Annotated in this window: 9 protein-coding genes and 2 pseudogenes; 5 read left to right on the forward strand and 6 right to left on the reverse strand. The window is 64.4% G+C overall.

Annotated features, from left to right (window positions below; translation table 11 throughout):
• Positions 1 to 30 precede the first annotated feature (30 nt).
• Positions 31 to 3,486: an adenylate/guanylate cyclase domain-containing protein gene (locus ACNQQL_RS18140; RefSeq protein ID WP_347064966.1), complete on the reverse strand. Its 3,456-nt coding sequence runs from the start codon at positions 3,484 to 3,486 to the stop codon at positions 31 to 33.
• 129 nt (positions 3,487 to 3,615) lie between these two features.
• Between ACNQQL_RS18140 and ACNQQL_RS18145 the strand changes: the two are divergent.
• The 4 genes and pseudogenes from ACNQQL_RS18145 to ACNQQL_RS18160 all read left to right on the forward strand — a co-directional run.
• Positions 3,616 to 3,759 (forward strand): annotated as a pseudogene (locus ACNQQL_RS18145) (IS5/IS1182 family transposase); the annotation flags it as partial.
• 431 nt (positions 3,760 to 4,190) lie between these two features.
• Entirely contained in the window at positions 4,191 to 4,781 is a 591-nt protein-coding gene (locus ACNQQL_RS18150) for a dimethylsulfoniopropionate lyase (protein WP_175748090.1), read from the forward strand.
• Positions 4,782 to 5,094: 313 nt separating this feature from the next.
• The gene (locus tag ACNQQL_RS18155) at positions 5,095 to 5,394 is read left to right on the forward strand and encodes a hypothetical protein (protein ID WP_347064967.1); all 300 of its coding nucleotides are present in this window, start codon (positions 5,095 to 5,097) and stop codon (positions 5,392 to 5,394) included.
• Positions 5,395 to 5,642: 248 nt separating this feature from the next.
• A pseudogene (locus ACNQQL_RS18160) lies at positions 5,643 to 5,842 on the forward strand (helix-turn-helix domain-containing protein); the annotation flags it as partial.
• A gap of 24 nt (positions 5,843 to 5,866) precedes the next feature.
• Here the strand turns inward: ACNQQL_RS18160 and ACNQQL_RS18165 are convergent.
• Complete coding sequence (locus tag ACNQQL_RS18165; protein WP_347064968.1) at positions 5,867 to 6,352, reverse strand: DUF1772 domain-containing protein; 486 nt, start codon at positions 6,350 to 6,352, stop codon at positions 5,867 to 5,869.
• A gap of 2 nt (positions 6,353 to 6,354) precedes the next feature.
• The gene (locus tag ACNQQL_RS18170) at positions 6,355 to 7,179 is read right to left on the reverse strand and encodes an NmrA family transcriptional regulator (protein WP_347064969.1); all 825 of its coding nucleotides are present in this window, start codon (positions 7,177 to 7,179) and stop codon (positions 6,355 to 6,357) included.
• 97 nt (positions 7,180 to 7,276) lie between these two features.
• On the opposite strand from ACNQQL_RS18170, the gene ACNQQL_RS18175 reads away from it, so the two are divergent.
• Positions 7,277 to 7,942, forward strand: a complete 666-nt coding sequence (locus ACNQQL_RS18175) for a TetR/AcrR family transcriptional regulator (RefSeq protein WP_347064970.1) — start codon at positions 7,277 to 7,279, stop codon at positions 7,940 to 7,942.
• Between the two features lie 65 nt (positions 7,943 to 8,007).
• Here ACNQQL_RS18175 and ACNQQL_RS18180 read toward each other — a convergent pair whose 3' ends face one another.
• From ACNQQL_RS18180 to ACNQQL_RS18190, 3 genes are all read right to left on the reverse strand, one after another.
• Positions 8,008 to 8,862, reverse strand: coding sequence for a 3-hydroxybutyryl-CoA dehydrogenase (locus ACNQQL_RS18180; protein ID WP_347064971.1), 855 nt, complete (start codon positions 8,860 to 8,862; stop codon positions 8,008 to 8,010).
• A gap of 38 nt (positions 8,863 to 8,900) precedes the next feature.
• Complete coding sequence (gene bktB, locus ACNQQL_RS18185; protein ID WP_072437717.1) at positions 8,901 to 10,094, reverse strand: beta-ketothiolase BktB; 1,194 nt, start codon at positions 10,092 to 10,094, stop codon at positions 8,901 to 8,903.
• Positions 10,095 to 10,136: 42 nt separating this feature from the next.
• The coding region (locus tag ACNQQL_RS18190) for an electron transfer flavoprotein-ubiquinone oxidoreductase (RefSeq protein WP_347064972.1) at positions 10,137 to 11,475 on the reverse strand (1,339 nt) is incomplete at its 5' end.

Raw genomic sequence — 11,475 nt, forward strand, 5'->3', positions numbered from 1 at the left:
GCGATACGTCGTCGTGCGCCGCAGGTCCATTCATCCGGCGCGCGCGTCCAAAGCATCCAGCAGCGCTTTCGCCTCTCGCAGGTCGCTCGTGCCGAATCCTTCCGTGAAGCAGCTGTACACCTCGGACAGCGCCCGCCTTGCCTCCACGGTCTTCCCCTGCCGTTGCAATAGCCTCGCAAGGTCCGACGCTGCTCGCAATTCCAGCGCCCTGGCACCCTGCCGGCGCGCTCGCGCGATCGCTCTGTGAAAACAGCCTACGGCTTCGTTATCGCGTGCGGGTGCCGTGCCGTCCTTGATCGCCTCTCCGGCCAAATAGATCCCCGTGAGCCGGCAGAGCTCGGCTTCGTAGCAATGCTCACCGGATTTCTCGACGATCGCCATCGCCTCTTCCAGCGTGTCTCGTGCTGCCCTCTTGTCGCCCGCACGCCAGTAACTGTCGGCGAGCAACGCGAGAGAATATGGCCGCAGGTCTTCGCCGCCGGCTGCCCGCTGCGCGTCGAGGCCCAGCCGCATCTGCGCGATTCCGTCCTGGATGTTTCCTTGCTCGCTCGTCGCCCAGCCTCGCAGAAGCGTCCCCCACGCGAGCCAGTAAGGCAATCCGTGCTCGGTCGATACGGCAATGACCGCATCTGCACGCTCACCGGCAAGCGCCGGCTCCCTCCGCAGTTGATGCAAGTGGGCTGCGTAGGTAAGACTGAACGCCAGAGATGGCCCATAAGCAAGGCCCTGCGCGAGCGTGAGTGCTTCAGCGCTGCGTTTGAGCGCCTGTTCCGGATAGCCCTGAAACCACAAAGTCAATACGAGGTAATTGAGCGCCCGAATACCAGGATCCACCCCGTGTGCGAACACGTGTGCCTGATGCTGCTTCGGATCGTAGATCGCACAGGCCTGTTCCAGGTTTGCGCGAGCAGCGCCGAAATCGCCCTGCAGAAAAAAACACACGCCCAGCGCACCATATGCCTCCACGAGCATGCCTGGATCATTCGCATCCCTGGCAATACCGAGCATCTGGTTGCTCAGATCGGTCGCGATTGCATACTCGCCGCGCACCACATGGTGTATCCGCAAGCCCAACTGCGTCGCAAAGCGTTGCGATGCCTCACCGGTCCGCTCGCATAACTCGAGCGCGCGCCTGTATGTCACGCCCACCTCTGGCGCGCCATACCCACGGACATCCATCAAGACCGGCCCAAGGGAAAGCAGCAGCGTCAGTTCCCAATGCGCATGCATCGGTGTATCCGGCAAACGCTCGAGCAGCGCAAGCGCCGCTCCGAGGTGACTCATTGCATCGGGGTGGGCGGCATGACGTAGCGCCTGCTGCGCCGCACGATGCAGATATTCGACAGCCTTGGGAATGTTTCCGCTCTGACTGTAGTGGTGCGCAAGTTCGCTGCAGTAATCGGCGATACGCGTCGGGAACAGCACCTCGATCGCCTGTGCAGTGCGCTCGTGCAATGTGGTACGCCGTTCCGTGAGCAACGAGCGCCCGGCCACTTCCTGAGTCAGCGCGTGTTTGAATGAATAATTGACCTCGGGAAAGGCGGGTCGCTCGTAGATGAACTCCGCGGCTTCCAGATGGGCGAGCAGACGACGCAGTTCATCGTCCCGCGCCGGCGCTTCACTGCAAATTCGCCGGATCAGGCTGAACGGAAACTCGTGGCCTATCACTGCGAGCGCCTGTAGCAGTTCCTTTTCCTCGATGGGAAGCCGATCGATCCGGGCAGCCAGCACGCCCTGCACGGTGGTGGGAATGTGCAGCGTCGCCGGGGTCTCCACGATGCGGTAATGCCCGGCATCGCCGAGCAGCGACCTCTCTTCGACAAGCGTCTGAACCACTTCCTCCATGAAAAACGGGTTGCCCTCCGTCTTCTCCAGAATGAGCTGCTTTAGAGGCACGAGTGTGCGATCTTCGCCGAGCAGCGCGGTAAGCAGTCCTTGAGCATCGGACGAACCCAGCGGTTCGAGACGGATTTTGCTGCAATGAACCGCGCGGTCCCACGCGGGCCGATACTCGGGCCTGTAGTTCACCAGAAGGAGTATTCGCTCGTCCGGCACGTGGTCGACCAGGTATGTGAGGAAGGCTTCCGTCTCACGGTCCAGCCATTGCAGATCCTCGAACAGCAAATGGACCGGCTGATTCCGGCTCTCTCGCGCAAGAAGCTGCCTGATCGCGTCGAAGGTGCGGTCGCGCCGGATCTGCGGATCCATCTCGACCAGTATCGCCCCGCCCTCACCTATTCCAAGCAGATAGAGGACGTATGGCACGAGGTCCTCGAAACTGCGCTCGAGCGTGAGCGCCTTGCCGATGACCTTTTCCCGGCAGCGCCGCTCGTCGTCCTGCGTCGTGATCTGGAAATAGTTCTTCAGGAGTTCGATGAGCGGCAAATTGGGAAACGCCTTGCCGTGCGAGACCGAAAACGTTTCCAGCACCAGCGCGCCACGCCGTGAACGCTCCTTGAACTCGTGAAAAAGGCGCGACTTTCCGACGCCCGCTTCCCCCACCACGCCGACCACGCGCCCATGCCCGCCCCTCATTGCCTCCAGTGCCCGGTTCAGATGGTCCATTTCCGTTTCACGGCCGACGAACCGCGCGAGACCGCGATGCGCCGCCAGCTGCAGGCGCGTGCGCAACGCCCCCAGGCCAAGCACCTCGTATACGCACAGCGGCGCCGGAATTCCCTTGAGTTGCGTCGCCCCGAGCGCCTTGAACTCGAAATAGCCTTCGGCCAGCTTATGGGTGGACTCGCTGACGAGAATCGACGTGGGCGTGGCGATTCCCTCGATCCGCGACGCGATGTGGATCGTATGCCCGAGCGGATCGTATTCGGTGTGCAAGTCGTCGGTGCGGATGGAACGGACGACGACCTCGCCCGTATGAACGCCGACGCGAATTTGCAGAGGAATGCCTTCCCGCAGACGAATGCGGTCGCCATGCTGCCGCATCGCCTGCTGCATGCGCAATGCGGCGAAAAGCGCTCGCTGCGCATGGTCTTCGTGGGCGATCGGTGCGCCGAACAGCGCGAGGATGCCATCGCCGAGCGATTTCGCTACGTACCCTTCGTAGTAGTGGACGGCTTCCATCATCAGCTCGACCACGGGCACGATCAAGCGATGCGCCACTTCGGGATCGAGATCGTGGATCAACGCGGTCGACCCGGCCATGTCGGCAAACAGCGCGGTAACGGTCTTGCGCTCGCCGGCGGGCTCGCCGCGCGCTTCCATGGCCGCGTGTTCGGCACGGATCCGCTCGGCGAGATGATCGGGCGTGTAATGAATGGGGGTTGGCGGCGGCTCCCGAACCGATGGTCGAGAAAATGACGGCGCAGCGGCGGGTGTAGCCAGCGACGCCCCGCAATTGCTGCAGAAGCGGGCTGCTGGCTCGGCCTCATGCCCGCATTGCGGACAAGTGTGGGACAGCACGGCCTGACACTCCTGGCAGACCCTCGCACCGGGAGGATTCTCGGATCCGCATATTGTGCAGCGCATAAAACCCTCTTTCTGCCAAGGGTCGATATCAAAACATTATGCGCCACTATCTGTGGGTATTCAGGCCGGCGAGCGTGATCATGCATGCCGACAAGAGAAGAAACCAATGGCTCGACGGTAGCAGATGCGGTGGTCGAGCGTACCTTCGCATGGCTTCACAACTTCAGACGCCCGCGCATCCGGTTTGAACGCGTCGCGGCGATCCATGAAGCATTCGTGAGAATCGCCGCCTGCATCATTTGCCGGCGACGGCTTCAAAATTCATTTTGTTAGAGCTTCTTGGCGCGGCGTGCGACGCTCGACGATCGACGCATGGCCGACCGCCCGCATTCGGCACCGCTGCTGATCACTGATTGAGATAGTGCTTCGGACGGTGCGCCGGCCGGCGCACAATGCCAATACCGGCGGGCCTTCGCGACGAGAGAGGTATCGCTGCGCGAGCGCTTTCCGCTCGAGCGAGACACAGAGCGGCACGCGCAGGATCAAGGGAAAGTCCTATCAAGGGAAAATCCTGAGCAGCCGCCCGTTTTCCGCATCGACTTTCCGAACGCGATACGGCAGCCGTGCCGGACATGACGCGCTTGGCCTATGATTCGGGCCGAGGGCAACGCCCGAGAGCGTGCAATGGCATTCACGGGAAATCGCCACGCACTCAACGCGTCGCAACGCATGCGACACGGCCGTCACCGCATTCATGGAGGACCATGTACACGCGCAACGAAGACCTCGAACATTTCATCGCCATCGCCCGGGCCCTGTTTCAGTCGCCCAGGTTGCCGGATGCGGCCCGCCACGCAGCGGCGCAAGTTTTCGCTCGCCTCGAGCATCCGTCTCACGATGGCATGCGTGCCGCGAAACGATATCCGGCCTGCGACCTCCTCGATTCCGCGCTTGCGCCCCTTCTTGACGATTCGTCCGACCTGCGCGCCGCGGCACGCGCGCTCAAGACGCTCGAACCCTCGCTGGGCTGGCAACGACGAACGTCGGGGTTGAACGGGAGCGAAGATTACGTCGAGAAGCACGTAAACGGGATGATCTGCGGGCCGGGCGGAATGGAGAGCCGTTACGACGTTCAGCTCGGGTTTTCGTTGATCGCGCCCTTTACCCGCTACCCCGATCACCAGCATCTGCCGGAAGAGGCGTACGTGCTGCTGTCCGCGGGTGAATTTCGCCAGCGGGACGGCGCGTGGTTCGATCCGGGCATCGGCGGCGGGCTGCACAACACGCCCAATATCGTGCATGCGATGCGCTCGGGCAGCGCGCCGTTTCTCGCGATGTGGTGCCTCTTGCCTTGAGCCCGGCGTCGGGTTCACAGCCGCTCGCGGATTGCCCGCCGCGATCGGCATGCCACGGTCCGCTCCCGATAAATGCGGGTTTTTATTGGTTGCCGACGCCACGCGCCGATATTGCGCAACAATTCGCGCCAGTCATTACAAATTCGATTTATTTGGAATATAAACCAGAATAAATTATTTACCGATGATCCCGGCTTTAAAAATCCATCACATACAATACAGCTGTCGATCCGGGGAATCCCGACTGCATACGATCGACATTCCGTTTCAATTCCCGATATTGTTTTAGAAAAATAGCGAAGGAGAAACGATCATGGCTCAAGTTACACTGTGGGGCAGCGTGCAGGGCAACGGCACGGTCGTGGATGGCTCGGGCGGATTCGCCGTGAAACGCGAAAGCACCGGCACGTACCAGCTCTCGTTCAATACCGCATTCATCAAAACGCCCGCGATTGTCGGCTCGCAATGGGGATACGGCGGCGGACAAAACACGCTGGACAACGTGATCTTTCCGGCACTTTCCGGCAGCGGAGCCACGATTCAAACCGGCGACGCAAACGGAAAATATACCGACCGGAATTTCAGTTTCGTCGTTATCGGCTCGATCAGCTAAAAATCGACCGATCTGCATTCCTTCCGGCAACCCGGGGTCTTATTAAAATAAATTTCCGGAAAACCCGAAATAAATGCAGCTTCCATGGCACTTGTCACATTGGCGAGTCCAGGACGCCGGGATGAAGAAAACGAAATCGCTGTATCGCGGACCCCGATTCCCGGCGTCCTTCATCGGCCATGCAGGCCGCCGGTGTTTTCGCTTCCGGCACGGCTTGCGCGACATCAGGGAGCGGCCGTTCGAACCGCAATCGCGCGTTCCGGCGCGAGACGAGGCTCGGCTTCCGCCGCTGGCGCGAGCAGGCGCGGCGGCGGCTCGCGCTCAAGCGCCTCGCACATGGCGAGTGGGTGCCGACCGTCGCGATGGATCACGGTTACAGCAGCCAGAGCGCGTTTTCGCAATGTTCAAGCGGCATTTCGACACGTCGCCGTCGGCGTTTCATGCGTAGCGCGTGTTCGGCTCGACGGCAGCGCTAACGTGCCGCAATCCCCGCGATAAAAAACACACACGCGGCCGCCGACGCCACCGTGCGCACGTGATTCCACATCGTCCAGTCGTGCACGTAGCGCGTCCACAGCGCCGCGCCTTGCGCGGTCGCCGGATCGGCCGCGGCGAGCGCATCGTTGAGCGGCACGTTGACGGCCATCGTCACCGCGAACATGCCGGCCACGTAGAGCACGCCGCCCGCGAGCGCCGCCATCGCGCCCGGTTGATCGCGATCGAACAGCGCGAGCACGACCAGCGCGAGCGCCATCAGCGTCGTGCCGAGGAACAGCGGCATGAACGGCGAACGCACGATGTCGACGTTGATCGCATTCATCGCGGCCGCGCCGGCCTGCGGCGCGATCCGTCCGAGCGACGTCATCACGAACGTCGAGAACGCGAAGTACACGCCGGCCATCAGCCCGCAGCCGATGGCCGAACCCCACAGCAATGCGGAAGTCACGAACGCGATCATGGTCACGCGCTCCACACGCCGGTTGTGGCCGTCGTACGCGCATAGTCGGCGAAATCGCGCGCCGGCCGCCCGAGCGTGTCGTCGATGCCGTGCGCCACCGCGCTGTTGCGCCCGTCGAGCACCGTGCCGAACAATTCGTCGAGCAACTCGACGACCGGCTCCGGCACGCCGACCTCGCGCAGCCCCGCGACGAACGCATCGGGCGGGATCTCGCGATACGCGATCGGCTGGCCGGCGGCCCGCGCGATTTCGCCGACGGCTTCGGCGAACGTCAGCGCGCGCGGGCCCGTGACCTCGATCACGCGATCCGCGAACCGGGCATCGGTAAGCGCGACCACGGCCACGTCCGCGATGTCGTCCGCATCGACGAACGGCTCGCGCACCGCACCGGCCGGCAGCGCGACCTCGCCGGCAAGCACGCCGTCGAGCAGGTAGCCCTCGGAGAAGTTCTGGTTGAACCAGCTCGCGCGCACCACGCCCCAGCCCACCCCCGACTCCTGCAGCGCGGCCTCGGCGGCCTGCGCGCGGGGCTCGCCGCGCCCGGACAGCAGCACCACGCGCTCGACGCCGCTTTCACGCGCGAGCCGTGCGAATGCGGCAATCGCTTCCACCGCGCCTTCGACGGCCAGGTCCGGCTGGTAGGTCACGTACGCGGCCGACATGCCGTCGAGTGCGGCTGGCCACGTCACGGGCTCGGTCCAGTCGAAGCGGACGGCCGACGTGCGCGACACGGACCGGGTAGCGATGCCGCGTGTGCGCAGCCGTGCATCGACGCGGGCGCCCGTCTTGCCCGAGCCGCCGACGATGAGGATGGGAAGTGCCGACATGTGCGTCTCCTTTTCCCTCTTAAATGCGAGAATGTCTCGCGTTTTAAAAACACGATAGACTCTCGCATTTGCAACGTCAAGTTTTTCCGGAGGCGGCATGAGCCGACAAAAAACGGGGCAGAACGACGCGCCCGAAGCGGCGGCAGCGGACGCGCCGGCGCGCGCGCGGCTCGTGCCGACGCAGCAGCGCAGCCGCGAGCGGTTCGAGCGCATCCTCGCGTGTGCGTCGGACGTGATGATCGAGAAAGGCTGCGACGCGTTCCGGATGAGCGACATCGTCGAACGCACGGGCATCTCGTTCGGTTCGCTGTACCAGTACTTTCCGGACAAGGCGGCCGTGATCGGCACGCTCGCGGAACGCTACAACGCCGTCGGGCACGACTGCGTGCGGCGCGACCTGGCCGCGATGAAGACGCTCGACGACCTGCACGGCACGCTCGCCCGCATCACGGACAGCTACTACCGGATGTTCGTCGACGAGCCGCTGATGCGCGACATCTGGCGCGCGACGCAGGCCGACCGCGCGCTGCAGGAACTCGACCGGGCGGACGGCGAGTTTCTGGCCGCGCTGTTAGCGGATGCATTGGGAGACGTGGCGCCCGACACGACACGCGCGCAGCGGCGCGCGTTCGCCGAGCTGATGACGATCCAGATCGCAGCGGCCGTGCGCCATGCGATCACGCTGCCGCCGAAGACGGCGCGGCAGATCCTCGCGATGTTCAAGCGGATGTTGCCGCGGGATCTGGGGGTGCTGGACGCGTAGTCGCACCGCTTAATGCACGCGGCCGCCCTGAGGCGGCCGCGCGACGAAGTGGCATGGTGTGCCGCTTACTTGCTGTAGTCGTACACCCCGCGCCCCGTCTTCCGCCCCAACCGCCCTGCCGACACCATCTCGCGCAGCAGCGGGCACGCACGATACTTCGGATCGCCGAAGTCCTTCACGAACACGTCCATCACCGCGAGGCACACGTCGAGGCCGACGAGGTCGGCCAGTGCGAGCGGCCCGATCGGGTGGTTCGCGCCGAGCTTCATCCCCGCGTCGATCTCCTCGGCCGACGCGATGCCTTCGGCCAGCACGAAGAACGCCTCGTTGATCATCGGCACGAGGATCCGGTTCACGACGAAGCCCGGCGAATTGCGCACGCCGATCGGCGACTTGTCGAAACGCTCGGTCAGTTCGCGCACGGCCGACGCGGTCGCGTCGCTCGTCTGCAGCCCGCGGATGATCTCGACGAGCGGCATCAGCGGCACCGGATTGAAGAAGTGCATGCCGACGAAGCGCGCCGGATCGGCGAGCGGCGCCGCGAGCGCGGTGATCGAGATCGACGACGTGTTGGTCGCGACGATCGCGTCGGGCCGCGCGACGGCCTCGATCTGCTTCAGGATGCGGCCCTTCAGCTCGACATTCTCGGTCGCGGCTTCGATCACGATGTCGGCCGACGCGAGCTTCGCGTAGTCGGTCGACGTCGTGATGCGCGCCAGCGCCGCATCGCGTGCGGCCGCGTCGAGCTTGTCCTTCGACACGAGCCGCTCGAGGCTGCCCTTCAGCGTCGCGATGCCCTTGTCGAGCGCAGCGTCGCTGACGTCGATCATCACGACGTTGAATCCCGCAACGGCGGCGGTCTGCGCAATGCCGTTGCCCATGGTTCCGGCGCCCACGACGCCGACGATTTCGATGGCCATGAAGTTTCCTGTGTGTTCGGGTGCTGAGTGTCCGATTATCAGATGTTCTCGAAGATCGCAGCAATCCCCTGGCCGCCGCCGATACACATCGTCACGAGCGCGTAACGCCCGCCGATGCGCTTCAGCTCGTACAGCGCCTTGACCGTGATCAACGCACCGGTCGCTCCGATCGGGTGACCGAGCGAGATGCCCGACCCGTTCGGGTTGACCTTCGCGGGATCGAGGCCGAGTTCCTGAGTGACCGCGCAGGCCTGCGCGGCGAACGCCTCGTTCGCCTCGATCACGTCGAGATCGGTAATCTTCAAGCCCGCGCGTTCGAGCGCCTTCTGCGTGGCCGGCACCGGGCCGATGCCCATATACGCCGGATCGACGCCCGCGTGCGCATACGCGACGAGGCGTGCGAGCGGCTTCACGCCCTGCGCGCGTGCGGCGTCCGCGCTCATCATCAGCACGGCCGCGGCCGCGTCGTTGATGCCCGATGCGTTGCCGGCCGTCACGGTGCCGTTCTCCTTCGCGAACACCGGGCGCAGCTTCGTGAAATCGTCCGCGCTCGCGTCGTGACGCACGTGCTCGTCGGTGTCGAACGCGACCTCGCCCTTCTTCGTGCGGATCGAGATCGGCAGGATCTGATCCTTGAAGCGCCCTTCCGCGATCGCGCGTGCCGCGCGACGATGCGATTCGAGCGCGAGCGCATCCTGCGCGTCGCGCGAGATGTCGTACTTGCGTGCGACGTTCTCGGCCGTCACGCCCATGTGGATCGTCTGGAACGGGTCGTGCAGCGCGCCGAGCATCATGTCGACGAGCTTGCCGTCGCCCATGCGCTGGCCGAAGCGCGCGGCCGGCACCGTGTACGGCGCGCGGCTCATGTTCTCCGAGCCGCCGCCGATCGCGACGTCGGCATCGCCGAGCATGATGGTCTGCGCGGCCGACACGATCGCCTGCAGGCCCGAGCCGCACAGGCGGTTCACGTTCATCGCGGGCGTGTGCTGTGCGACACCGCCGTCGATCGCCGCGACGCGCGACAGATACATGTCCTTCGGCTCCGTGTTCACGACGTGGCCGAACACGACATGCCCGACCGCATCGCCCGGCACGTTCGCGCGCGACAGCACTTCGCGCACGACCTTCGCACCGAGCTCGGTCGGCGAAAAATCCTTCAGGCTGCCGCCGAAATCACCGATCGCGGTACGGACACCGCTCACCACCACGACTTCTTTCGCTGCATTGCTCATCGTCTGCTCCGGTTCGTTCGCGCAAGCATGCGCGCTGATGCGTTACATGTTCGGGTAATTCGGCCCGCCGCCGCCTTCCGGCGTGACCCACACGATGTTCTGCGTCGGGTCCTTGATGTCGCAGGTCTTGCAGTGCACGCAGTTCTGCGCGTTGATCACCAGCCGATCGCTGCCGTCGTCGTTCTTCACGAACTCGTACACCGCCGCCGGGCAGAAGCGCGCCTCCGGCCCCGCGTAATTGCGCAGGTTCACGTTCACCGGCACGTTCGCATCTTTCAGCGTCAGGTGCGCCGGCTGGTTCTCGTCGTGGTTCGTGTTCGAGATGAACACCGACGACAACCGGTCGAACGTCAGCTTGCCGTCCGGCTTCGGATACTCGATCGGCTCGCACTGCGACGCCGGCTTCAGCATCTCGTGGTCCGCGTGCTGGTGGTGCAGCGTCCACGGCACGTTGCCGCCCATCACCTTCTGCTCCAGCCCGACCATCAGCGTGCCGAGATACAGCCCCTTGGCCATCCACTGCTTGAAGTTGCGCGCGCGGTACAGCTCCGTGTACAGCCACGACTGCTTGAAGGCGTCCGGGTACGCGTTGAGTTCGTCGCTCTGGCGGCCGGCCTGCACCGCGTCGAACGCGGCGTCCGCCGCCAGCATGCCGGTCTTGATCGCCGCGTGGCTGCCCTTGATCCGCGATGCGTTCAGGAAGCCCGCGTCGTCGCCGATCAGCGCGCCGCCCGGGAACACCGTCTTCGGCAGCGACAGCAGCCCGCCCGCGGTGATCGCGCGCGCGCCGTACGACACGCGCTTGCCGCCTTCCAGGAACGCGCGGATCGACGGATGCGTCTTGTAGCGCTGGAATTCCTCGAACGGCGACAGGTACGGGTTCGTGTAGCCGAGGCCCACCACGAAGCCGACCACGACCTGATTGTCGTCCATGTGATACAGGAACGAGCCGCCGTACGTATCCGACTTCAGCGGCCAGCCGGCCGTGTGGATCACGAGGCCCGGCTTGTGCTTCGCGGGATCGATTTCCCACAGCTCCTTGATGCCGATCCCGTACGCCTGCGGATCCGCGTTCGCGTCGAGCTTGAACTTCGAGATCAGCTGCCGGCCCAGATGGCCGCGGCAGCCTTCGGCGAACAGCGTGTACTTCGCGTGCAGCTCCATGCCGAGCTGGAAGTTCTCGGTCGGCTCGCCGTCCTTGCCCACGCCCATGTTGCCGGTCGCGACGCCCTTCGCCGAGCCGTCGTCGTGATAGAGAATCTCGGCTGCGGGGAAGCCCGGGAAGATCTCGACACCCAAGGCTTCCGCCTGCTGGCCGAGCCAACGCGTGACGTTGCCCAGCGAAATCACATAATTGCCGTGGTTCTTGAAGTTCTCGGGC

This window comes from Burkholderia sp. LFS061 (assembly GCF_047978125.1).
In the GTDB taxonomy this organism is placed as follows: domain Bacteria; phylum Pseudomonadota; class Gammaproteobacteria; order Burkholderiales; family Burkholderiaceae; genus Burkholderia; species Burkholderia pyrrocinia_C.

Excerpts from the sequence above, each read along its gene's own strand:
- bktB (WP_072437717.1), bottom strand. The coding sequence starts at position 10,094 with ATGAGCAATGCAGCGAAAGAAGTCGTGGTGGTGAGCGGTGTCCGTACC.
- ACNQQL_RS18170 (WP_347064969.1), bottom strand. The coding sequence starts at position 7,179 with ATGTCGGCACTTCCCATCCTCATCGTCGGCGGCTCGGGCAAGACGGGC.
- ACNQQL_RS18165 (WP_347064968.1), bottom strand. The coding sequence starts at position 6,352 with ATGATCGCGTTCGTGACTTCCGCATTGCTGTGGGGTTCGGCCATCGGC.
- ACNQQL_RS18180 (WP_347064971.1), bottom strand. The coding sequence starts at position 8,862 with ATGGCCATCGAAATCGTCGGCGTCGTGGGCGCCGGAACCATGGGCAAC.
- ACNQQL_RS18140 (WP_347064966.1), bottom strand. The coding sequence starts at position 3,486 with ATGCGCTGCACAATATGCGGATCCGAGAATCCTCCCGGTGCGAGGGTC.
- ACNQQL_RS18150 (WP_175748090.1), top strand. The coding sequence starts at position 4,191 with ATGTACACGCGCAACGAAGACCTCGAACATTTCATCGCCATCGCCCGG.
- ACNQQL_RS18155 (WP_347064967.1), top strand. The coding sequence starts at position 5,095 with ATGGCTCAAGTTACACTGTGGGGCAGCGTGCAGGGCAACGGCACGGTC.
- ACNQQL_RS18175 (WP_347064970.1), top strand. The coding sequence starts at position 7,277 with ATGAGCCGACAAAAAACGGGGCAGAACGACGCGCCCGAAGCGGCGGCA.